The sequence below is a fragment of the Pseudomonas sp. NFR16 genome (genome assembly GCF_900108875.1).
In the GTDB taxonomy this organism is placed as follows: domain Bacteria; phylum Pseudomonadota; class Gammaproteobacteria; order Pseudomonadales; family Pseudomonadaceae; genus Aquipseudomonas.
Genome location: NZ_FNYJ01000001.1, coordinates 1,468,827 through 1,492,090 on the forward strand (window position 1 = coordinate 1,468,827; position 23,264 = coordinate 1,492,090).

At 59.8% G+C, this 23,264-nt stretch carries 19 protein-coding genes and 1 pseudogene; 5 read left to right on the plus strand and 15 right to left on the minus strand.

Annotated features, from left to right (window positions below; all coding sequences use genetic code 11):
* Positions 1 to 6: 6 nt before the first annotated feature.
* The 5 genes from BMZ10_RS06655 to BMZ10_RS06675 form a co-directional block, all read right to left on the minus strand.
* On the minus strand, positions 7 to 426 hold the full coding sequence (locus BMZ10_RS06655) for a hypothetical protein (protein ID WP_177182056.1): 420 nt from the start codon (positions 424 to 426) through the stop codon (positions 7 to 9).
* A 120-nt stretch (positions 427 to 546) separates the two neighbouring features.
* Positions 547 to 990 (minus strand): hotdog fold thioesterase, encoded by a 444-nt coding sequence (locus BMZ10_RS06660; RefSeq protein WP_093459204.1) that lies wholly within the window; start codon positions 988 to 990, stop codon positions 547 to 549.
* Between the two features lie 78 nt (positions 991 to 1,068).
* Positions 1,069 to 1,527: a phosphohistidine phosphatase SixA gene (gene sixA, locus BMZ10_RS06665; protein WP_093459205.1), complete on the minus strand. Its 459-nt coding sequence runs from the start codon at positions 1,525 to 1,527 to the stop codon at positions 1,069 to 1,071.
* Positions 1,524 to 1,868 carry a DUF4389 domain-containing protein gene (locus BMZ10_RS06670; RefSeq protein WP_093459206.1) on the minus strand — a complete coding sequence of 115 codons (345 nt, stop codon included), beginning with the start codon at positions 1,866 to 1,868 and terminating at the stop codon, positions 1,524 to 1,526. Before BMZ10_RS06670 ends, sixA begins: the two co-directional genes overlap by 4 nt.
* A 25-nt stretch (positions 1,869 to 1,893) precedes the next feature.
* Complete coding sequence (locus BMZ10_RS06675; RefSeq protein WP_093459207.1) at positions 1,894 to 2,919, minus strand: NAD(P)H-dependent glycerol-3-phosphate dehydrogenase; 1,026 nt, start codon at positions 2,917 to 2,919, stop codon at positions 1,894 to 1,896.
* 313 nt (positions 2,920 to 3,232) lie between these two features.
* On the opposite strand from BMZ10_RS06675, the gene BMZ10_RS06680 reads away from it, so the two are divergent.
* From BMZ10_RS06680 to fabB, 3 genes are all read left to right on the plus strand, one after another.
* Complete coding sequence (locus BMZ10_RS06680) at positions 3,233 to 5,158, plus strand: response regulator (protein WP_093459208.1); 1,926 nt, start codon at positions 3,233 to 3,235, stop codon at positions 5,156 to 5,158.
* Positions 5,159 to 5,400: 242 nt separating this feature from the next.
* On the plus strand, positions 5,401 to 5,916 hold the full coding sequence (gene fabA / locus BMZ10_RS06685) for a 3-hydroxyacyl-[acyl-carrier-protein] dehydratase FabA (protein ID WP_093459209.1): 516 nt from the start codon (positions 5,401 to 5,403) through the stop codon (positions 5,914 to 5,916).
* Between the two features lie 10 nt (positions 5,917 to 5,926).
* On the plus strand, positions 5,927 to 7,147 hold the full coding sequence (gene fabB, locus BMZ10_RS06690; RefSeq protein ID WP_093459210.1) for a beta-ketoacyl-ACP synthase I: 1,221 nt from the start codon (positions 5,927 to 5,929) through the stop codon (positions 7,145 to 7,147).
* A gap of 63 nt (positions 7,148 to 7,210) precedes the next feature.
* Here fabB and BMZ10_RS28235 read toward each other — a convergent pair whose 3' ends face one another.
* Together BMZ10_RS28235 and BMZ10_RS28240 are read right to left on the minus strand one after the other, a co-directional pair.
* Positions 7,211 to 8,074, minus strand: coding sequence for a methyl-accepting chemotaxis protein (locus BMZ10_RS28235; protein ID WP_371265950.1), 864 nt, complete (start codon positions 8,072 to 8,074; stop codon positions 7,211 to 7,213).
* Positions 8,066 to 8,821, minus strand: a pseudogene (locus BMZ10_RS28240) (MCP four helix bundle domain-containing protein); the annotation flags it as partial. The pseudogene BMZ10_RS28240 and the gene BMZ10_RS28235, both read right to left, overlap by 9 nt.
* Positions 8,822 to 9,039: 218 nt before the next feature.
* Between BMZ10_RS28240 and BMZ10_RS06700 the strand changes: the two are divergent.
* The gene (locus BMZ10_RS06700; RefSeq protein WP_093459212.1) at positions 9,040 to 9,903 is read left to right on the plus strand and encodes a pirin family protein; all 864 of its coding nucleotides are present in this window, start codon (positions 9,040 to 9,042) and stop codon (positions 9,901 to 9,903) included.
* A 99-nt stretch (positions 9,904 to 10,002) separates the two neighbouring features.
* Here BMZ10_RS06700 and BMZ10_RS06705 read toward each other — a convergent pair whose 3' ends face one another.
* Together BMZ10_RS06705 and htpG are read right to left on the minus strand one after the other, a co-directional pair.
* Positions 10,003 to 10,728, minus strand: a complete 726-nt coding sequence (locus BMZ10_RS06705) for a dienelactone hydrolase family protein (protein WP_093459213.1) — start codon at positions 10,726 to 10,728, stop codon at positions 10,003 to 10,005.
* Positions 10,729 to 10,806: 78 nt separating this feature from the next.
* Positions 10,807 to 12,711 (minus strand): molecular chaperone HtpG, encoded by a 1,905-nt coding sequence (gene htpG / locus BMZ10_RS06710; RefSeq protein ID WP_093459214.1) that lies wholly within the window; start codon positions 12,709 to 12,711, stop codon positions 10,807 to 10,809.
* 339 nt (positions 12,712 to 13,050) lie between these two features.
* Here htpG and BMZ10_RS06720 point away from each other — a divergent pair, with 339 nt between their 5' ends.
* Complete coding sequence (locus BMZ10_RS06720; RefSeq protein WP_093459216.1) at positions 13,051 to 13,305, plus strand: hypothetical protein; 255 nt, start codon at positions 13,051 to 13,053, stop codon at positions 13,303 to 13,305.
* 101 nt (positions 13,306 to 13,406) lie between these two features.
* Here BMZ10_RS06720 and brnQ read toward each other — a convergent pair whose 3' ends face one another.
* The 6 genes from brnQ to BMZ10_RS06750 form a co-directional block, all read right to left on the minus strand.
* Complete coding sequence (gene brnQ / locus BMZ10_RS06725; protein WP_093459217.1) at positions 13,407 to 14,720, minus strand: branched-chain amino acid transport system II carrier protein; 1,314 nt, start codon at positions 14,718 to 14,720, stop codon at positions 13,407 to 13,409.
* A gap of 389 nt (positions 14,721 to 15,109) precedes the next feature.
* The gene (gene sucD, locus BMZ10_RS06730; RefSeq protein WP_093459218.1) at positions 15,110 to 15,994 is read right to left on the minus strand and encodes a succinate--CoA ligase subunit alpha; all 885 of its coding nucleotides are present in this window, start codon (positions 15,992 to 15,994) and stop codon (positions 15,110 to 15,112) included.
* A complete protein-coding gene (sucC, locus tag BMZ10_RS06735) occupies positions 15,994 to 17,160 on the minus strand; it encodes an ADP-forming succinate--CoA ligase subunit beta (RefSeq protein WP_093459219.1) in 1,167 nt (388 codons plus the stop codon). The genes sucD and sucC overlap by 1 nt, the downstream gene beginning before the upstream one ends.
* A 204-nt stretch (positions 17,161 to 17,364) precedes the next feature.
* Complete coding sequence (gene lpdA, locus BMZ10_RS06740) at positions 17,365 to 18,804, minus strand: dihydrolipoyl dehydrogenase (protein WP_093459220.1); 1,440 nt, start codon at positions 18,802 to 18,804, stop codon at positions 17,365 to 17,367.
* Positions 18,805 to 18,971: 167 nt separating this feature from the next.
* Complete coding sequence (gene odhB, locus BMZ10_RS06745) at positions 18,972 to 20,219, minus strand: 2-oxoglutarate dehydrogenase complex dihydrolipoyllysine-residue succinyltransferase (RefSeq protein WP_093459221.1); 1,248 nt, start codon at positions 20,217 to 20,219, stop codon at positions 18,972 to 18,974.
* A 41-nt stretch (positions 20,220 to 20,260) separates the two neighbouring features.
* Positions 20,261 to 23,092, minus strand: coding sequence for a 2-oxoglutarate dehydrogenase E1 component (locus BMZ10_RS06750; protein WP_093459222.1), 2,832 nt, complete (start codon positions 23,090 to 23,092; stop codon positions 20,261 to 20,263).
* Positions 23,093 to 23,264 lie beyond the last annotated feature (172 nt).

The window sequence follows — 23,264 nt, forward strand, 5'->3', positions numbered from 1 at the left end:
GAATGTTCAAAGCGTCTGGGTGAATCTGTCCAGACACGCCTGAATGTAGGCCACTTGAAATGCGTAGGCCTCGTGAATTCCGGTCTTGAGCTCACTGGGCAACTTTTGCTTCTTGAAGCTGAGAATCCCGGTCTGCATCCGTTGCACGGCAATGTCGGCTGCTTCCTGAAAAGCAGCCAGCTCGGTGCTTTGGGGGTAAAGCTGTTTTAAAGCATCGACCCTGCGGTCAGCCTCGTCACGCAACTGCTGAAACTCGATATTGGTGAGCGAACCATCGCCGTAGATGCGTGCCAGCCATTGACCCAGCTCGGTTTCCTCACGTTGCGCCTCGGCTTTTTCAAGTTCCGACAGCTCAGCGGCAAGCTTTGCGATTTCAACTGCCTTGCTGGAGATTTCGTCACTGATCAATGCAGCTTTTCTGCTCATGTCACTCCTCCTTGAACCCGCGTCATCCCGTCATGGGACCTCTTCAGGCTAGGCGCATACACTCACAACAACAACTGTCACTTCTGACAGTTGACGACTGCACAAATCAAGAGTCTTAAATCAGCGCGTGGGCGGCTGTTCGCCGAGGGGCACCACGGCCACGGTCAGGCGAGAGATGCAACTGGCCTTGCCTTCGTCGCTGGTAAGGCGGATGTCCCACACATGGGTGGTGCGACCGATGTGCACCGGGTGTGCGACCGCCGTGACCCGCCCGCTGCGCAGGCCGCGCAGATGGTTGGCGTTGATTTCGAGCCCGACGCAGAAGTACTTGCTGGTATCGATCACCAGGTAGCTGGCCGACGAGCCCACTGTCTCGGCCAGCACTACTGAAGCGCCGCCGTGCAACAGACCGTAAGGTTGATGGGTGCGATGATCGACCACCATGCTGGCGGTCAGGGATTGCTCGTCAAAAGCCTCGAAACGGATGTCCAGTACTTCACCGATGGTGTTTTTCTGCATCGCGTTGAGGGCTTCGAGGTCGGGGGTTTTATGCCACAGACTCATGTCTTTTCCTTGTGGTTGATGTCACGAACCCGGTATCCCGGCAGAACTGAGAGACCGCATCGCCCGCCAAAACGGGCATTACACCGGATGACGAACGCGCGACAGTTCCATTGCGCCCGCCAGCGGAAAATCCGCTTCCAGCTCGGCCAGGCTGGCGGTGTGCATGGGCTCTGCCTGTTGCAGACTGCCGTGCACCGCCAAGCCGATAAGCGAACCCACCAACGGTTGATGGCTGACCAGCAGCACGTCGTCGGCCGCGTACAGATCGAGGTTTTCCAGCACCTTGCGCGGATCGCTCTCAGGCGTCAGCCACGGCACGGTCACCACCGGTTCGGCAAACCCCAGTGACTGGCGCACCAGCTCGGCGGTCTGCTGTGCCCGCACATAAGGACTGGCGATGATCCAGCGCAGCGGCTGACCCAACAGCTGCGCAGCGCTGCTCAACACTTCTTCGCGGCCATTGGCGGTCAGCTCGCGCTCGGCGTCTGTGCGCGCGCGATGCTGAGCTTCGCCGTGGCGCAAGATCCACAACCTCATAGTTTCGGTTCCTCATCGCGCACAGGGTGCTCGGCAGCGGGAACGGTGTGTGGCGCCTCGCCCTCCGGAGCACGTGGAACGGGCCAGTCGGCAAACGGCCACGGCTTCTGATCGGTATGAAAGGTGCCAAACCGGCCGATCTGCGCCAGAAACTGGCTGAGGCTGTCACCGAACGACATCATGCTCAGACTGGGCGCGCCGTAGAACAGGCGGTACGTGAGCTGAACCAGCACCACCACCGCCAGGACCAGTTCGGCCACCTGCCAGACCACGACAAAGACCACCATCCAGAGGATGCGCAGCAGGATCGATTCGTGTTGCTTGAATTTTGACTCGTTCAAGAGCTTCTCCACCTGAAAATTTCGGTCAGTTGAAACCACTGGTTGAAATGAAATCCACATCGGTCTTGGGCTCGGCCCGCATCAGCAGTTCGATGACCTGCTCCAGCGTGCGCCCCTCGAAGAGGATGGCGTGCAATCCGGCGACCAGTGGCATGTAAACCTGCAGTTCCTGCGCTTTGGCCTTGAGGACCTTGAGCGTGTTGACCCCCTCGGCCACTTCGCCCAGACGCGTCACCGCTTCATCCAGGCTCAGCCCCTGCCCGAGGGCGAAACCGACCTGGTAATTGCGGCTTTTGGGCGATGAGCAGGTGACGATCAGATCGCCCACACCCGCCAGCCCGAGAAAGGTCATCGGATTGGCGCCCTGACTGACCGCAAAACGGGTCATTTCGGCGAGCGCGCGAGTGATCAGCATGCTCTTGGTGTTCTCGCCCATGCCCAGTGCAACGGCCATGCCGGCGACGATGGCATAGACGTTCTTCAGGGCACCGCCCAGTTCGACGCCGAAGCGGTCGGCGCTGGCGTACACACGGAAGGTGCGCCCATGCAGCGCGGCCTGGACCTGTTGACAGAGATCGTCGTCTTCACTGGCGACCACGGTGGCGGTCAGCGCGTGCTCGGCAATCTCACGGGCCAGATTGGGCCCGGACAGCACGCCGATGCGCGCGTTGGGTGCGATGTCTTCGAGGATTTCACTCATCAGCTTGAAAGTCTGCGCCTCAATGCCTTTGGTCAGGCTGACGAGCATTTTTTCGGCCAGCAACTCGACATGAGGGGTGAGGACGCTGCGCAGCGCGCTCGAAGGCAGCGCGACGAAAATCAGCTGGCTGTCGCGCAACGCCGCTGCCAGATCCGTCACAGGCTCCACGCCATCGAGCACCTTGATGCCCTTGAGGTAGCGCGGGTTCTCGCGATTGACGCGGATCGCCTCGGCCTGCTCCCGGTCACGCATCCACTGCAGCACCCGATGGCCATTACCGGCCAACAGATTGGCCACGGCCGTCCCGAAGCTGCCGCCGCCCAGAACCGCTATTGGTTGCTGTTGGGTCATAAAACAATCCATTCAGAGCCATCACATCTGGCGGTGGCAGCATTATACGGAGCGCAATGCCTGCCACCAGCGGCAAAACACGTGTCGAAGAACATATAGCCGATCCCTACTCTTCACGAGGAAATTACCCACGGCTCGGTTAAGATGCGCGCCCGACACGAAAAATTCCGGCGTAACGCCGATGAGCTATCGTTAGTGCGCTCCCGAAGAGATCCATCACATGACGCAACGTTCTTCCTTCCCGCGCACCGGCCAGCCCCGCGTCTTCTGAAAAATGGCGAATGAAGTCCCCACCCAGAGCCGGAACTCAGTGATGACGGTACAACGCGGCTGGAACATCAGCACACGAACTCAGATCCTCAGCCTGGGGCCGGCCTTGCTGTTGACGCTGTTGCTGATCAGTTTCTTCACCGTGGTGCGTATTCAGGACCTGCGTCAGGAGCTCAATCACACCGGCCAGCTGATCGCCAACCAGCTGGCGCCCGCCTCGGAATACGGCGTGATCGTCGGCAACGACGACGTGCTCGAAAGCCTGATGAAAGCCACCATGAACACACCTCACGTGCGCTTTCTCGAGGTTCAGAACAGCGCCGGACAGGTTCTGGTCCATGTCGAGCAGACCGCAGACAACAACCACACCCGGCAGATGGAAGTGTTCCAGGCGCCTATCCGCCTGCAACGGGTGAAGGCGCAGAACGACCATGCCGATGAGCTGGACGACAACGCCAGCGTCCCGGTGGAGGATTATCTGGGTCGTGTGCTGGTGGGCATGTCCAGTGATGCGTTCAATCTGCGCGAGCAGGAAATCCTGCTCAAGGCCGGCATCCTGGCGCTGTTCGCCCTGCTGTTTACTTATATCCTCGCGCGGCGCCTGTCCTTGAGCCTGTCACAGCCGATCAGCGCAATGAGCGATGCGGTGAAGGCCATCCAGCATGGCGATTACACCGCGCCTCTGCCCGTGGCGGACGACGCCGAGCTCGGCGATCTGGCCCGGCACATCAACAACCTGGCGCTGGGCCTGGAAAAAGCCAGCCGCGAGCAGAAACAGGCGATGGATGAACTGATCCGGACCCGAGAAGAAGCCGAGCGCGCCAACCGCGCGAAATCGGAATTTCTGGCGATGATGAGCCATGAGTTGCGCACCCCGATGAACGGCGTATTGGGAATGCTGCAGTTGATGGAAACCACGAAAATGACCGAGGAGCAGGCTGAATATTCCGCCCTCGCCATGGAATCCACCGAGCATCTGCTGCGGGTCATCAACGACATTCTCGACTTCTCGCGTTTCGAGCGCGATGCGCTTGAGCTCGAGAACATTGCGTTCAATCTGGCGGACCTCATCGCCACATCCGTACAGGCGTTTGCTCATGACGCGCAACAGCGGGGCCTGGCGCTCGAGCTGGATCTACCGCCGGGGCTTGATTCGCTAAGGGTCAAGGGCGATCCGACGCGCATCCGGCAGATCCTCGTCAACCTGATCGGCAACGCTCTGAAGTTCACCGAGTTCGGCAGCGTGCGCGTCGAGACCGCGTGGCAGCAGACCGATCCCCAGCACATCCTGTTCATCTGCGCAGTGCGCGACAGCGGCATTGGCATTTCCCCGGATTTGCTGGAGTCGATGTTCGATGCGTTTCAACAGGCCGACAATTCCATTTCCCGGCGCTACGGCGGCACCGGACTGGGCCTGCCGATCGCGCGCAACCTTGCCGAACGCATGGGCGGCTCGCTGCACGCGCAGAGCAGCGAAGGTCTGGGCTCGGTGTTCAATCTCGAAATTCCGCTGCAACGGGTGCAGCAGGATGAGCCGGCGCCTCAGTCCGGCGCCACGGGCGAAATGCCGCATGAGCGCGAAGGCTGCGTGCTGCTGGTCGAGGACAACCCGGTCAACCGCACCGTGGTCGAGGCCATGCTTCGCAGTCTGGGCCTGCAAGTAAGCATTGCTGCAGACGGTGCTGAAGCAGTGAGCATGGCCAGCAAGGAACAATTCGCCCTGATCCTGATGGACTGCCGGCTCCCGGTGATGGACGGTTACGAGGCGACGCGACGAATTCGCGCGCTGCCAGGGCTCGATACACTGCCGATCATTGCCCTGACGGCCAACGCACGGCACGGCGATCGCGAGATCTGTATTCAGGCCGGAATGAACGATTACCTGGCCAAACCGTTCAAACGTACTGATTTACAGCAGGTTTTGCAGCGCTGGCTGACCTTTAAGGCATCTGTGACTGGCGATAAATGATAAATTGCGGCAGTCTTGTGCGCTGGATCGACCCGCGCCGACGCGCGGACAGAAAATTTCAGTGCACAGGTGTACATTCATTTCGCCCGTGCTGTGACTTTCACTACAACGCAATAGTCTATGAGTAGGCTGCCAGCAGACCCCTTGTGTGAGAACTACCGTTCTCCTCAGTCAGGGACGAACGCTGGCCAGATCGGGTTAGTACGCCACACCCTGCCGCACAGGATTATCGAGGAGCTCGCATGACCAAACAAAACGCCTTTACCCGGGAAGACCTGCTGCGCTGCAGTCGCGGTGAGCTGTTCGGCCCAGGTAACGCGCAACTGCCCGCCCCCAACATGCTGATGGTTGATCGCATCACCCATATCAGTGAAGAAGGCGGCAAGTTCGGCAAAGGTGAATTGGTCGCCGAACTGGATATCACTCCTGACCTGTGGTTCTTCGCCTGTCACTTCGAAGGTGACCCGGTAATGCCAGGTTGCCTGGGCCTCGACGCCATGTGGCAGTTGGTCGGTTTCTTCCTGGGCTGGCAAGGCCTGCCAGGTCGCGGCCGTGCGCTGGGTTCGGGCGAAGTGAAGTTCTTCGGCCAGGTCCTGCCGACCGCCGGGAAGGTCACTTACAACATTCACATCAAGCGCGTCCTCAAAGGCAAGCTGAACATGGCCATCGCCGATGGTTCGGTCAGCGTGGACGGCCGCGAAATCTATACCGCCGAAGGCCTTCGTGTCGGCGTATTCACCTCCACTGACAATTTCTAAGGGTATTCGCATGCGCCGCGTCGTTATCACTGGTCTGGGCATTGTTTCCTGCTTGGGCAATGACAAAGACACCGTCTCCGCCAACCTGCGTGCAAGCCGCCCTGGCATCCGTTTCAATCCGGAATATGCCGAAATGGGTCTGCGCAGCCAGGTCTCGGGCTCCATCGACCTCAACCTCGAAGAGCTGATCGATCGCAAGATCTATCGCTTCGTCGGCCACGCTGCGGCGTATGCCTATCTGGCCATGAAGGACGCCATCGCTGACTCCGGCCTGACCGAAGAACAGGTTTCGAACCCGCGTACCGGCCTGATCGCCGGCTCCGGCGGCGCGTCGACCCTGAACCAGATGGAAGCGCTGGACATCCTGCGCGAGAAAGGCGTCAAGCGCGTCGGTCCGTACCGCGTGACCCGCACCATGAGCAGCACCGTTTCGGCCTGCCTCGCGACGCCATTCAAGATCAAAGGCCTGAACTACTCCATCGCTTCGGCGTGCGCGACCAGTGCTCATTGCATCGGCACCGCCATGGAACAGATCCAGATGGGCAAGCAGGACGTGGTGTTCGCAGGCGGCGGTGAAGAAGAACACTGGAGCCAGTCGTTCCTGTTCGACGCCATGGGCGCGCTGTCCAGCAAACGTAACGAAACGCCTGAGCAGGCTTCGCGCGCTTACGATGCCGACCGTGACGGTTTTGTCATTGCCGGCGGCGGCGGCATGGTCGTGGTCGAGGAGCTGGAACACGCTCTGGCACGCGGCGCGAAGATCTACGCGGAACTGGTCGGCTACGGCGCGACTTCCGATGGCTACGACATGGTCGCACCGAGCGGCGAAGGCGCCATCCGCTGCATGCAGCAGGCGATGTCGACTGTCGACGGCAAGATCGACTACCTGAACACCCACGGCACTTCGACGCCGGTCGGTGACGTCGCTGAAATGAAAGGCGTGCGTGAAGTGTTCGGCGACAACGCGCCGGCCATCAGCTCCACCAAGAGCCTTTCGGGTCACTCCCTGGGCGCTGCCGGCGTTCACGAAGCGATCTACTGCATGCTGATGATGGAAGGCAACTTCATGGCGGGCTCCGCCAACATCGACGAGTTGGACCCGGAAGTGGCCGATCTGCCGATTCTGACCAAGACTCGCGAGAACGCCGACATCAATCTGGTGATGAGCAACAGCTTCGGCTTCGGCGGCACCAACGCCACGCTGGTCATGAAGCGCTGGACCGGCAAGTAATCTGCCTGTCTGAGCTCAATAAAAAGGCGCCCTCCGGGGCGCCTTTTTTATTCGCGGTCGGCCTTACACTGTAAAGGCCGCCACCATCCCGTTCAAATCCGTCGCCAGCCGCGACAGGTCATGGCTGGCGGCGCTGGTCTGATTGGCGCCTGCCGAGCTCTGCAGTGCGATGTCGCGGATATTGGTCAGGTTGCGATCTACTTCACGGGCCACCTGCGCCTGCTCTTCCGAAGCACTGGCGATGACCACGTTTCGCTCGGTGATCAACGTGATGGCGGCGGCAATGTCGTTCAACGCGACCCCCGCCGATTGCGCCAGCTCCAGCGTCGATTGTGCGCGGCTGTTGCTGCCCTGCATGGCGTTGACCGCCTGATCGGTGCCCTGCCGAATGTCGACCACCAACTGCTCGATTTCCTGAGTCGAGGACTGCGTGCGATGGGCCAGCGCGCGAACTTCATCAGCGACGACCGCAAAACCGCGCCCCGCTTCGCCTGCCCTTGCGGCCTCGATCGCAGCGTTGAGCGCCAGCAGGTTAGTCTGCTCGGCGACCGAACGGATGACATCCAGCACTTTGCTGATGCCATACACCTTCTGCGCCAGAATCCCTACCTGATCGCCTGCCTGCGTGACGTCGTGCGCCAGATGCCCGATCGACGCGACCGTCTGCTGCACCTGCTCGCGGCCACGCTGGGCAATCCGGTCTGACTCGCCGGACGCCTGCGACGTCGCCACCGCATTACGCGCGACCTCCTCCACCGCGGCCGTCATCTGATTGACCGCGGTGGCGGCCTGATCGATTTCCAGGCTTTGCTGATGCAGGCCCCGCGTGGAATCTTCGGTGACGGTGCTCAGCTCCTCCGAAGCCGACGCCAGTTGGTTCGACGAATCGGAGATGCGCAGAATCGTGCGCCGCAGGTTTTGCTGCATGGTTTTCAAAGCCTCCAGCAGGCGTGCCGGTTCGTCGCGGCCGTGGATCACGATGTTGGCCGTCAGATCACCTGCCGCCACGACCTGAGCGATACCCAGCGCCTGAGCCAGCGGCATGACAATACTGCGCGTCAGGCCCCAGGCCAGCATCAGGGTAATCAGCGCCGTGAACAGCATCATGCCGACGACCCAATTGGTGGCGCTGCCAAATACGGCCAAAGCCATTTCGCTGGCCTGACCGGCACCCTGCTTGTTCAGGGCGGTCAACTCGTTGAGCGCCACAGTCATTTTGTCGGCGTATTGATTCATTTCGCCGTTGACCACCTGAAGCGCCGCGTCCAGCTGATTCTGAGCGGAAAGCTCCATCACCTGGTTCTGCCGCTGCAGGTAGGCCTGTTGCGAAGCAAGGAAATCGTTATACAACTCGCGTTCTTTCGCTGAGCCGATCAACTGGAGGTAGCGGGTCTCGGCAGCCTGCAAGCCGGACTTCAGGCTTTCCAGTTTGGCGATGTTCACGCGCAATGCCTCGGGGCTTCGGTTGAGCATCAGTCGAAGGGTCAGCGTCCTGATCCTCATGATGTCCTGGCCTACAGAGCCCAACTCTATGACGCTCGGGAGCCATTTGCCTTCCACCAGATCCGATTGCTTGCGCATGCTGGACATCTGCATCAACGCAAAAGCGCCCAGCCCGAACACCAGCAGCGCGAGCACCCCAAAGCCAAGAGCGGCACGGGGCGCGATATTCATGTTTCTTACGGTCACAATGGGTCCCTCCTAAAAATCCTGCCCTGTTGAGGTGCAGCTGGTTGTTGCTACAGATATCGGCGTGGAGGCGTACATTCTGTAGGACCGTTCGGCATTTCCTAACGGCGTCTATCCGAGCGAATCGATTCGAGAGCACAGACGATCCAGACGGCGATGGGTAACTCGCTTATCCTGTCATCAAGCCCACTGAGAGCCCTGACATGTTCACCATCAAACCGCGAGCGGAAGACGTTGAAGGCCAGCCTATTCTGCGTCCCCTGCCCTCCGCTCAGTGCCGCAGCGTCGGCCCCTTCGTGTTTTTCGATCACATGCTGGAAACCTCTTACCCGCCGGGCCGCGGAATGGACATTCGCCAGCATCCACATATCGGCCTGTCCACCCTGACCTACCTTTTCGAGGGCGAGATCCGACACAAGGACAGCCTGGGCAGCGATCAGCACGTGTTGCCAGGCGAGGTCAGCTGGATGACGTCAGGGAGCGCGATCGCGCACATCGAACGCACGCCTGAAGCGCTTCACGACGCCGGCTCGCGCTTGCATGGCCTGCAAATCTGGCTGGCCTCGCCCAAGGAGCATGAACAAGGCCCGGGCCACTACAGCCATCACCCTGCTGCGACGCTGCCGGTGAGCGATTCGATGGGCATCAGCATTCGCATGATCGCCGGGACAGGGTTTTGCCTCCAGTCACCGGTGCCGGTGCTGTCGCCCACGCTGTATGCCGAACTCAGGATGCAGACCGCCACGACGCTGCTGATTCCGGCCGAGCATGAGCAACGTGCGCTCTATGTGATCGGAGGTGACATGCTGCTGGACGGTGAGCCTGTCGAACCCCGCAGCCTCATCGTGCTGGACGCGGGCGAGGAGCCGACATTGAGCGCTGAAAGCGAAGCCCATGCCGTGCTGATTGGCGGTGCGCCGCTGGATGGGCCGCGCAGGATGAACTGGAATTTCGTGGCCAGCGATCCGGCCTTGATCGATCAGGCACGCGCCAGATGGGCCGCCGGAGACTGGCCGACCGTTCCAGGGGAAGTCGAGCGAATCGAACTACCTTCAGGCAAACGCTGAACTCGGCCGGAACCGAGCCTGTTCGCGACGGCGTGCGTGCATTCATCCCCTCGGAGCATCACGCCACGCCATCCCGAGCACGCTCATTTCGAAGGCGTATCAGCCCGCGAAGACTTCATCCAGCAGGTTATGCATGGCAGTGAACGCGCGGTTTGACACGGTCGGGTTATACATCTGCACGCCAGGATTATTGGCGTGTTTGTCAGTGAACGAGTGGAAGGCGCCGCCGTAACTCAGCAGTTGCCAGTCGACGCTGGCGGCGTTCATTTCCGCTTCGAACGCAGGCAATTGCTCCTTCGGCACCAGTGGATCGGAAGCACCGTGCAGCACCAGCACTTTGCCCTGGATGTGCTTGCCGCCGTCCGGATGAGTGGTGTCCAGCGTGCCGTGGAACGAGATGGCCGCCTTCAGCGGCGCACCGGTACGGGCCAGTTCCAGCGAACAGCAGCCGCCGAAGCAGAACCCGAACGTTGCCAGACGCGTCGAGTCCACCGCCGCAATGTTTTGCCCGGTCAGTTGATCCAGAGCAGCCTGCATGCGCGTGTTCAGCAGGGCACGGTCGTTTTTCAACGGCATCATTGCAGCCGCGGCTTCGTCGCCGTTTTTCGGGCGAACGCCCTGGCCGTACAAATCGGCCAGCAGCACCACAAAACCTTTGCCGGCCACTTCCCGGGCGATGTCCTCGGCGTCCTCGCTGATGCCCATCCAGTTTGGCGCCATGACCAGACCCGGAGCGGCCTCGGCACCTTCGCTGAATACCAGACGGCTCTCAAAGGATTTGCCATCGATCTGATACACCACGGACTGCACAGTCACGTTGCTCATTGCAGACTCCTGCTGTTGAGAATGAAAGATCATCAAATGACAAAACCCGCCGAAGCGGGTTTTGTCAGCACTCGAATGTTAAACCGAGAGCTCCACCAACAACTTGTTCAGACGGCGCACGTAAGCGGCCGGATCCTTCAAGCTGTCGCCCGCGGCCAGCGCGGCCTGATCGAACAGGATGTGTGACAGGTCGCCGAAGCGCTCTTCGTTCTGCTCGTTGTCCAGCTTGCCGATCAGCGGATGCGTCGGGTTGAACTCGAAGATCGGCTTCGAATCCGGAACCTTCTGACCGCTGGCTTCCAGAATCTGACGCATCTGCAAGCCCAGATCCTGCTCGCCGATGGCCAGAATCGCAGGCGAATCGGTCAGGCGATGGGACACGCGAACTTCGCTGACAGCCTCACCCAGCGCAGTTTTCAGGCGCTCGATCAGGCCTTCTTTGTCCTTGGCGACTTCTTCCTGGGCTTTCTTGTCCTCTTCAGAGTCCAGTTTGCCCAGATCCAGGTCACCCCGTGCCACGTCGACAAAACCCTTGCCGTCGAAGTCGCTGAGGTAGCTCATCAGCCACTCGTCGATACGGTCGGTCAGCAGCAGCACTTCGATGCCTTTCTTGCGGAAGACTTCCAGGTGTGGACTGTTTTTGACCTGCGCGTAGCTCTCGCCGGTGAGGTAATAGATCTTGTCCTGACCCTCTTTGGCGCGCGCCAGGTACTCGGACAGGGCCACGCTCTGCTCGCCGCTCTCGTCGGAGGTCGACGCGAAACGCAGCAGACTGGCGATCTTTTCCTTGTTAGCGAAATCTTCGGCCGGACCTTCCTTCATGACCTGACCGAAGTTCTTCCAGAAGCTTTTGTATTCTTCCGGCTGGTTTTTCGCCAGTTTCTCCAGCATGTCCAGCACACGCTTGGTGAGCGCCGACTTCATCGAGTCGATGATCGGGTCTTTCTGCAGAATCTCGCGGGAAACGTTCAGTGACAGGTCGTTGGAATCGACCACACCCTTGATGAAGCGCAGGTACAGCGGCAGGAAGGACTCCGCCTGATCCATGACGAACACGCGCTGCACGTACAGTTTCAAGCCGCGTGGGGCTTCGCGCTGATACAGGTCGAACGGCGCGCGGGCCGGAACGTAAAGCAGCGAGTTGTATTCCAGCTTGCCTTCGACCTTGTTATGGCTCCAGCTCAGCGGATTTTCGAAATCGTGGGCGATGTGTTTGTAGAACTCCTGGTATTCCTCATCCTTCACTTCGGTGCGCGGACGAGTCCACAAGGCACTGGCGCGGTTGACGGTTTCCCATTCCTGCACCGGTGCAGGCTCGCCTTCGACGGCGATCTGCTCTTTCGGCAGCTCGATCGGCAGGGCGATGTGGTCGGAGTATTTCTTGATGATGTTGCGCAGACGGTAACCATCGGCGAATTCGTCTTCTCCGCTTTTCAGGTGCAGCACGATACGGGTGCCGCGGTCGGCTTTTTCCTGCGTGGCGACTTCGAACTCGCCTTCGCCTCTGGAGGACCAGTGCACGCCTTCGCTGGCAGGCAGGCCCGCACGACGGCTAAAGACTTCGACCTGATCGGCAACGATGAACGCGGAGTAGAAACCGACACCGAACTGACCGATCAGGTGCGAATCCTTCTTCTGATCGCCGGAAAGGTTCTTCATGAAGTCGGCGGTGCCCGATTTGGCAATGGTGCCCAAATGGGTGATCACATCTTCACGGCTCATGCCGATGCCGTTGTCTTCGAGAGTGACCGTCTTGGCGTCCTTGTCGAAGCTGACGCGGATCTTCAGCTCGGCGCCGCCTTCCAGCAGCTCAGGTCGGGACAGCGCTTCGAAGCGCAGCTTGTCGACGGCGTCGGAGGCGTTGGAAATCAGCTCGCGGAGAAAAATCTCCTTGTTCGAATACAGCGAATGGATCATGAGGTGCAGCAGTTGCTTTACCTCGGTCTGGAAGCCCAGGGTTTCCTTTTGAGTTTCCACACTCATGGTCATCAAACTCCAATCAGTCGACACAAATAGGGAGGGCCGCGCCAGACGCCTGTTGAAGGCCGGGCGGCGGGTTGTCATCAAGGTGGGGGCTGGGTCAGGGATTTCAAGGGAGCGGCATCACGGGATTGAGGAATCTTCATCGTTCGGAAACATGAACGCCTGCGGTCTTCCCCTGCTTGCCGTGCATAAACGTTTAATCAGCCTGACTGCGCGGCATTGCGCCGGCATTTTGTAAACCCGAGGTAACAGCCGGTTTTTAATCCTCGACAACAATGGAACTAACTTAATAGCGCTGTGCTCGAAGGCACGTAGATGTTCAATAAGGAGAAACACCCCATGCGTAAGACTTTAGCCATTGCCCTCATGCTTTCTGCCACTTTGGGTCTCGCTGCCTGCGATAAAAAATCCGAGGATAAACAGCAAGATGCAAACAAGGCTGCTCAGCAGTCCCAGGAGTCGATGCAGAAGGCTCAAGATAAAGTGAACGATGCAGCCAAAGAAAGTCAGGAAGCTGCTCAGAAAAACGCCGAGGCCGCACAAGAACGCGCGAAAGAGGCAAACGAACAGACACCGGCTCCAACTAAGCCGTAAGTTCGAAAGTTTTCAGAAAATAAAGCCCGCACTAAGCGGGCTTTATTTTTATGCGGAGAATAATGTTCAACGGCGCAAGCGCTTGCGCTGTCGCCCTCTCTTCAGGCCAGCGACTCACTGCGCTTGCCCAGCAGCCGGTCCACCACGAATGCGATGAACAGAGTGATCAGCGAGGGAATCAGCCAGGCCAGGCCCTGCTCGCTCAACGGCAAATGGCCCACAGCGTCAGGCAGGTAAGCGCCGAGACCAGCGCCTTTCGCTGCATCCACAGCACCGAACACGAATGACACCAGCATCACCGGCGCAATGATCCGCCCCTGTGCGTGCCAGAAATCCTTGCAGAAGCTCAAGGCCACCAGCGCAATGCACGGCGGGTAAATCGCGGTCAGTACCGGGATGGAGAACTGGATGAGCTTGGTCAGACCGAGGTTGGAGACCAGCAGCGAAAACACGGCCAGAAGGATGACCAGCGTCTTGTAGGACAGTGGCAACAACCGGCTGAAGTATTCGGCGCAGGCACAGGTCAGACCGACTGCGGTCACCAGACACGCCAGGGAAATCAACACCGCCAGGAAGCTGCTGCCCAGCGTACCGAAGGTGTGTTGCACATACGCGTGCAGCACGGCAGCACCGTTCGTTGCGTCCGCGGCGACAGCGTGGCTGCCCGAACCGAGGCGGAACAGACTGACGTATACCAGCGCCAGGCCGACGCCGGCAATCAGGCCGGCGATGATGGCGTAGCGCGTGATCAGGCGTGGCGACTCAACGCCGCGCGAACGAATGGCATTGACGATGACGATGCCGAACACCAGCGCACCCAGGGTATCCATGGTCAGATAGCCATTGATGAACCCTTGCGAGAACGGCGCCGCAACGTAAGCCGGTTGCGCGCTTCCGACATCACCGGCAGGCAGCGCAAACGCCGCGATGCCCAGCACGGCCAGTGCGATGATCTTCAACGGGGCAAGGAAACGTCCGACGGTATTGAGCAGGCGGCCCGGATACAGCGAGATCCAGAACACCAGAAGGAAATAAACCAGGCTGTAGAGAAACAGCGCCAGTGGGCTTTCGCCGGTCAGTGGCACCAACCCGACTTCGAAGGACACCGTGGCCGTGCGCGGCGTGGCGAACAGCGGGCCGACGGAAAGGTAGCAGACCGCCGCCAGCAGCGTCCCGGCGATCTTGCCGATGGGACTGCTCAACGCGTCCATTGCACCGCCGACCTTGGCCAGCGCGATGACCGTCACGACTGGAAGACCGACCGCAGTCACCAGAAAGCCCAGCGCCGCCATCCACACGTGTGGACCGGCCTGCAGGCCTACGATGGGAGGAAAGATGATATTGCCAGCACCCACGAACAACGCGAACGTCATGAAACCCAGCGCCAGGATGTCCTGGCCTTTCAACACTTTCATCAAAGAAACCACACTGCTGAATCGGAATTAAGAAGAGGACTTCCCTGAGGGTGAGGGAAATGCTGCCCGTCCTTTTAAGACAGACCCGTTGCGCGCAGCAGCTCCTTATGGGGGCCGACCACGCAAAATGGCGGCTAGCCTACCTTATTTTTCGCACCGTTACAGGGCGGTGCGACCGATGAACGCACGTTGCTGTCGCATTTCGGACAAGTCCTACAAAACTCCGCCAGACTGCTCGCCCTTCGTAACCCTGCGCCTTGCGAGTACGAGGCTGCTGTACGGATTGAATGCTTGCGACTGGAAACGCCACGCCTAAATCCAGACCCGGAAAACACAAAGGCCACCCGAAGGTGGCCTTTGTCGATCAGAAGATGATCAGCAAGCGATGCTTACTTCTTCATTTCCCAACCGGTCAGCTCAGCCAGGGCTTTGCCGATGTCTGCCAGCGAACGCACGGTTTTGACGCCTGCGTCCTGCAGTGCAGCGAATTTCTCGTCTGCGGTGCCCTTGCCGCCAGAGATGATTGCGCCCGCATGGCCCATGCGCTTGCCCGGAGGAGCAGTCACACCGGCGATGTAGGAAACCACTGGCTTGGTCACGTTTGCCTTGATGTAAGCAGCCGCTTCTTCTTCAGCCGAACCGCCGATCTCACCGATCATGACGATCGCTTCGGTCTTCGGGTCTTCCTGGAACAGCTTCAGGATGTCGATGAAGTTGGAGCCCGGGATCGGGTCACCACCGATACCAACGCAAGTCGACTGACCGAAGCCGGCGTCAGTGGTCTGCTTCACAGCTTCGTAAGTCAGGGTGCCGGAACGCGACACGATACCGACTTTGCCTGGCAAGTGAATGTGACCTGGCATGATGCCGATCTTGCACTCGCCTGGGGTGATGACGCCTGGGCAGTTAGGGCCGATCAGGGTAACACCCAGCTCGTCGCACTTGACCTTGGCATCCAGCATGTCGAGGGTAGGAATACCTTCGGTGATGCAGATGATCAGTTTGATGCCGCCGAACGCTGCTTCAAGGATGGAGTCCTTGCAGAACGGAGCCGGAACGTAGATCACGCTCGCAGTCGCGCCCGTCTGTTCAACGGCTTCGCGAACGGTGTTGAACACTGGCAGGTTCAGGTGAGTGGTGCCACCTTTGCCTGGGGTCACGCCGCCAACCATTTTGGTGCCGTAGGCGATGGCTTGTTCGGAATGGAAGGTACCTTGCGAGCCGGTGAAACCCTGGCAGATAACCTTGGTGTCTTTATTGATCAGGACGCTCATTATTTGCCCTCCGCAGCTTTGACGACTTGTTGAGCAGCGTCGGTCAAGCTGGTAGCAGCGATGATGTTCAAGCCGCTTTCTGCCAGTACTTTAGCGCCCAGGTCAGCGTTGTTGCCTTCGAGGCGCACAACGACCGGGATTTTCACGCCGACTTCTTTAACGGCGCCGATGATGCCTTCGGCAATCATGTCGCAACGAACGATGCCGCCGAAGATGTTGACCAGTACTGCAGCGACGTTGCTGTCGGACAGGATGATCTTGAACGCTTCGGTCACGCGCTCTTTGGTCGCGCCGCCACCTACGTCGAGGAAGTTGGCTGGCTTGCCGCCGTGCAGGTTGACGATGTCCATGGTACCCATGGCCAGGCCGGCACCGTTGACCATGCAGCCGATGTTGCCTTCCAGTGCCACGTAGTTCAGTTCGAACTTGGCAGCGTGGGCTTCACGTGGGTCATCTTGCGATGGATCGTGGAAAGCCTTCAGCTTTGGCTGACGGTACATGGCGTTGGCGTCGATGTTGATCTTCGCGTCCAGGCAGTGCAGATCGCCGTCAGCCTTGATGACCAGCGGGTTCACTTCCAGCAGGGCCAGGTCGTGGTCCTGGAACAGCTTGGCCAGACCGGTGAAGATCTTGGCGAACTGAGCAACCTGCTTGCCTTCCAGACCCAGCTGGAAAGCCAGATCGCGACCCTGGAACGGCTGAGCGCCAACCAGTGGATCGACAGTGGCTTTGAGAATCTTCTCAGGTGTTTCGTGAGCGATTTTCTCGATGTCCACGCCACCTTCGGTGGAAGCCATGAACACGATACGACGGCTCGAGCGATCGACTACAGCGCCCAGGTACAGCTCTTTGGCGATGTCAGTGCAGGATTCGACCAGGATCTTGGTGACTGGCTGACCGTTGGCATCAGTCTGGTAAGTGACCAGACGCTTGCCCAACCACTGTTGAGCGAACGCAGCTGCGTCTTCCTTGCTGCGAACCAGCTTGACGCCGCCCGCTTTACCGCGACCACCCGCGTGAACCTGGGCTTTGACAACCCACTCGGTTCCGCCGATTTTGTCGCACGCTTCTGCTGCTGCTTCCGGGGTGTCTACTGCAAAGCCCTTGGATACTGGCAGGCCGTATTCAGCAAACAGCTGCTTACCCTGATACTCGTGAAGATTCATGCTTATTACCGTCTTCGTTAGGTACTGCGCATTCGGTGCTGCTCGTCTAAGCGTGCCGCACCACCTGTGACCGCTTCTCCCGGAAGGTGCCAGGACGGACACCTGAATGCCTGTCTGATACCACCGGGAGTTCGAGTCCAACGGCCCTTCCGCGGTAAGCCTTGCGAGCAAGGCTCACGACGGGCGGACCGTCGTGGTTTTTTCTTAGCGTTTCTTCTTGTTCTGGATGTGGATGGCGTGGCCATTCACTGCCAGTGCAGCTTCGTGCAGCGCTTCGGACAGCGTCGGGTGCGAGAAGACCATCATGCCGATGTCTTCGGCACTGGTGCCGAATTCCATGCCGATCGCGCCCTGCTGTACCAGTTCTGCGGCGCCTGGACCAATGACGTGTACACCCAGTACACGGTCGGTCTTGGCGTCGGCGATGACCTTGACGAAACCGCCGGTGTCGTTCGCAGCCATTGCACGACCACTGGCCGCGAACGGGAAGCTGCCGACGTTAACCTCTACGCCTTCGGCCTTCAAGGTCTGCTCGGTTTTACCGACCCATGCGATCTCCGGGTGGGTGTAGATAACCGACGGGATCAGGTCGTAGTTCATCTGGGTCTTGTGACCCTTGATGCGCTCGACAACCATGATGCCTTCTTCCGACGCTTTGTGTGCCAGCATCAGACCACGGACCACGTCACCGATCGCGTAGACGCCAGGAACGCTGGTCTCGCACTGGTCGTTGACGAAGATGAAACCGCGCTCGTCGATGTCGACGCCGCTGTCGGAAGCCAGCAGATCGGTGGTCACCGGACGACGACCTACCGCAACGATCAGACGATCGAAGGTGATGTTCTGCTCACCATCCTTGTCGGTGTAGTTGACAACGACTTCGTTGCCGTTGACTTTCGAACCGGTGACGCGCGCGCCCAGCTTGATGTCCAGACCCTGCTTGGTGAAGGTCTTCTGCGCTTCCTTGGAAACGGCTTCGTCAGCGGCTGGCAGGAATTTCTCCAGCGCTTCCAGAACGGTCACCTTGGAACCCAGACGCGACCACACCGAACCCAGCTCCAGGCCGATGACGCCAGCGCCGATCACGCCCAGGCGCTCAGGCACGGCCTGGAATTCCAGGGCACCGGTGGAGTCGACGATGACGTTCTGGTCGACTGGCGCCGGCGGAATGTCGATCGGACGCGAGCCGGACGCCAGGATGATGTTGTCGGCTTCGATGACTTCGGTGGTGCCGTCAGGCTTGGTCAGCTCGACTTTCTTGCCGGCCAGCAGCTTGCCGTGACCTTGCAGCGAAGTGACACCGTTTGCCTTGAACAGGCTGGCAACGCCGCCGGTCAGGCCTTTGACGATCTGGGCCTTGCGGCCGACCATGGCCGGTACGTCCATCTGTACGTCGCCGGAGATGGAAATGCCGTGCACGTTGAACTGGTTCTTGGCTTCGTAGAATTTCCACGAACTGTCCAGCAGCGCTTTGGAAGGGATGCAGCCCACGTTCAGGCAGGTACCGCCGAGAGCCAGTTTGCCCTCTTTATCCTGATACTTCTCGATGCAGGCAGTCTTGAGACCAAGTTGCGCGGCCTTGATGGCGGCCACATAACCGCCAGGGCCTGCGCCAATCACTACCACGTCGAATTTCTGGGACATACAAAGAGTTCCTCTTTAGCTGCGAGCTTCAAGCCACAAGCTGCAAGCTGATCCGTGATGCTCTACAGACGAGTTGCAGCCTGCTGTTAGGATGTTGCGACGACCCAAGCGCAGGCGCCAGGCTGCTTGCGGGCAGCTTGGCGCGTGCGGCTTGTGGCTGCCTTGAATCAGATATCCAGCAACAGACGAGCCGGATCTTCCAGCAGGTTCTTGATGGTCACCAGGAAAGTCACAGCTTCTTTACCGTCGATCAGGCGGTGATCGTACGACAGCGCCAGGTACATCATCGGACGGATGACAACCTGACCGTTGATCGCCATCGGGCGTTGAACGATGTTGTGCATGCCCAGGATGGCCGCTTGCGGCGGGTTGACGATCGGGGTCGACATCATCGAACCGAAAGTACCACCGTTGGTGATGGTGAAGGTACCGCCAGTCATCTCGTCGATGGACAGTTTGCCGTCACGGGCTTTCTTGCCGAAGGTGGCGATGCCGCCTTCGATTTCAGCCAGGCTCATCTGCTCGGCGTTACGCAGAACAGGAACCACCAGACCACGGTCGCTGGACACGGCAACACCGACGTCGGCGTAACCGTGGTAAACGATGTCCGAACCGTCGATCGAAGCGTTGACTGCCGGGAAGCGTTTCAGCGCTTCGGTGGCGGCCTTGACGAAGAACGACATGAAGCCCAGACGCACACCGTTATGGCTCTTCTCGAAGAGATCCTTGTACTTCGAACGCAGGGCCATGACTTCGGTCATGTCGACTTCGTTGAAGGTGGTCAGCATCGCCATGGTGGACTGAGCTTCTACCAGACGCTCGGCAACCTTGGCACGCAGGCGGGTCATCGGAACGCGCTTCTCGGTGCGGTCGCCGGCAGCGACCACAGGAGCGGCAGCTGCGGCGGCAGCAGGCTTGGCAGCCGGTGCGCCGGCCGGAGCGGATTTCTTCGCTTCGACGGCAGCGACCACGTCTTCCTTGGTGACACGGCCGTCTTTGCCGGTGCCTTTGATGCTGGACAGCGCGATGCCGTTTTCTTCAGCCAGCTTGCGGGCGGCCGGTGCGCCGATCGCGTCTTCGTCGCCGGCAGCAGGTGCCGGAGCGGCGGCAGCGGCGGCAGGTGCAGGCGCGGCGGCCGGTGCGGCAGCGGCAGCGGCAGGCGCGGCCGAAGCCGTGGCGCCGGCGTCCAGGGTTGCGATCAACTCGTTGGACAGGACGGTGTCGCCCTCGCCTTTGACGATCGATGCCAATACGCCGTCAGCTTCGGCCAGTACTTCGAGAACGACTTTGTCAGTCTCGATGTCGACCAGCAGCTCGTCACGTTTCACCGCCTCGCCCGGCTGTTTGTGCCATTTGGAAATGGTGCCGTCGGCAACGGATTCCGGGAAAGAGGGGGCTTTGATCTCAATAGCCATTGTCTGTAATTCCTTAATTCGGTTTCTAGTGCGCGAAGGCGTTAAACAGTGAACGCGTCTTGCAGCAGTTTTTCCTGCTGCTCGGCGTGCATCGAAGCGTAGCCACAAGCAGGAGCAGCAGAAGCATCACGACCGGCGTACTCGAGAACGAGGTTGCGGTTGTGATTGCCGATGCTACGGCGCAAGTGATGCTGGCTGCTGTACCAGGCGCCCTGGTTCATCGGCTCTTCCTGACACCAGACCACATGGGTCAGGTTGGTGTAAGGCGCGATGGCCTCCATCAGGTCGTCTTCCGGGAACGGATAGAGCTGCTCGATACGCACGATGGCGATATCTTCGCGGCCTTCGGCACGGCGTTTTTCCAGCAGGTCGTAGTACACCTTGCCGCTGCACAGGACCAGGCGGGTCACCTTGGCCGGATCGAGGGTGTCGATTTCCGGGATGACCGTCTGGAACGAGCCTTCGGCCAGATCTTCCAGCGTCGAGATGGCCAGCTTGTGGCGCAGCAGCGACTTGGGCGTCAGCACGACCAGCGGCTTGCGCAGAGGACGAATCACCTGACGGCGCAGCAGATGGTAGATCTGTGCCGGAGTGGTCGGCACGCACACCTGAATGTTGTGCTCGGCGCACAGCTGCAGGTAACGCTCCAGACGAGCCGAAGAGTGCTCTGGCCCCTGCCCTTCGTAGCCATGCGGCAAGAGCATGGTCAGACCGCACAGACGGCCCCATTTGTGCTCGCCGCTGGTGATGAACTGGTCGATCACGACCTGCGCACCGTTGGCGAAGTCACCGAACTGGGCTTCCCAGATCACCAGCGCGTTCGGCGAGGTGGTCGAGTAGCCGTATTCGAATGCAAGCACCGCTTCTTCCGACAGGAACGAGTCATACAGGTCAAAGCGAGGCTGACCGGCGTACAGGTTCTGCAGGGGCACGTAGGTGGTTGCGTCTTTCTGGTTGTGCAGGACGGCGTGGCGGTGCGAGAACGTGCCGCGGCCGACGTCTTGCCCGGTGATGCGCACCGGATGCCCTTCGAACGCCAGCGTGGCGTAGGCCATGGTTTCTGCGTAACCCCAGTTGATCGGCAGGCCACCGGCTTGCATCTTCTGGCGGTCTTCGTAGATCTTCTGGACCTGACGCTGAACCACGAAGCCTTCCGGCAGTTCCATCAGCTTGGCCGACAGTTCCTGCAGGGTCTTGAGATCAAAACGGGTGTCATGACGCGCAGTCCAGGCGTGGCCCAGGTAAGGACGCCAGTCGACGAACAATTCCTTGTTCGGCTCTTTGACAAGGCTTTTCACGACGTGCATGCCGTTGTCCAGCGCATTGCGGTACTCGTCGACCTTCGCCTGAGCGGCGGCGGCATCGAGCACACCGGCGGCGGCCAGGGCGTCGGCGTACAGCTCGCGGGTCGTGCGCTGCTTGGAGATCTGCTGGTACATCAGCGGCTGAGTACCGCTCGGTTCGTCGGCCTCGTTGTGGCCGCGACGACGGTAGCAGACCAGGTCGATCACCACGTCACGCTTGAACTGCATGCGGTAGTCGATTGCCAGCTGGGTCACGAACATGACCGCTTCAGGGTCGTCGCCGTTCACATGGAGGATCGGCGCCTGAATCATCTTGGCAACATCGGTCGCGTATTCGGTCGAACGCGCGTCCAGCGGGTTGCTGATGGTGAAGCCAACCTGGTTGTTCACCACGATGTGGATGGTGCCGCCGGTCTTGAAGCCGCGGGTCTGCGACATCTGGAAGGTTTCCAGCACCACGCCCTGACCTGCGAACGCAGCATCACCGTGGATGGAAATCGGCAGCACTTTCTCGCCGGTGGCGTCGTTGCGACGATCCTGACGGGCGCGCACGGAGCCTTCCACCACCGGAGAAACGATTTCCAGGTGAGACGGGTTGAACGCCATGGCCAGGTGAACTTCGCCGCCGGTGGTCATGACGTTGGACGAGAAGCCCTGGTGATACTTCACGTCACCGGAACCGAGTTCGACCTTCTTCTTGCCTTCGAACTCGTCGAACAGCTCGCGCGGGTTCTTGCCGAAGGTGTTGACCAGTACGTTCAGACGGCCACGGTGAGCCATGCCGATGACGACTTCCTTGGTGCCGTAGGAACCGGAGCGCTGGATCAGTTCGTCCAGCATCGGGATCAGGCTTTCGCCGCCTTCCAGACCGAAGCGCTTGGTGCCCGGGTACTTGGTGCCCAGGTACTTCTCCAGACCCTCGGCCGCGGTGACGCGCTCGAGCAGGTGGCTCTGAATGTCGGCGGAGTAAGCTGGACGGCCACGCACGCTTTCGAGGCGCTGCATGAACCAGTTGCGCTGGTTGGAATCGACGATATGCGTGAACTCCGCACCGATGGTGCGGCAATATGTCTTCTGCAACGCGTCGACGATTTCGCGTAGGCTCGCTTCCTCCTTGCCGATGAACAGGTCGCCGGCACGGAATGTGGTATCGAGGTCAGCGTTGGTCAAACCGTAATGGTTGATCGACAGGTCAGCTGGCGCAGTACGCTTCCACAGACCCAGAGGATCGAGTTGCGCACCCTGATGGCCGCGCATACGGAATGCCTGGATAAGTCGCAGCACTTCGACTTGCTTCTTCTCGTGTTCGCTGCTCACGCTACCGGCGGAGACCGGCTGAGCGCGGCGCTGGTTTTTCCCCAGCAACACGAAATGATCGCGAACCGTAGAGTGCGATACATCGGTGGCAGTGCTGCCGTCAGCCGGCAACGTCTGAAAGTAGGTGCGCCACTCTTCTGGCACAGCGTTAGGGTCGTGCAGGTAGAGTTCGTAGAGCTCTTCCACATAGGCAGCGTTACCACCGGAAAGGTGGGCGCTGTTCCACATGCGCTGCATCACGCTTTCTTGCATGCTTGGTCACCCTCGGTTAGGGGACACCACCGGCGTCGACACCGTTGCAAACTTGAAAAGTCCGGCAGCGATTTCGAATCAAGTCGCTGACTGCACCAAGTCGCTAGGATCACGCAGATAGTCCGGGTACCAGCCCGGATGCCCCTGCTGGTCTCATTTCTTCAAAATAAGA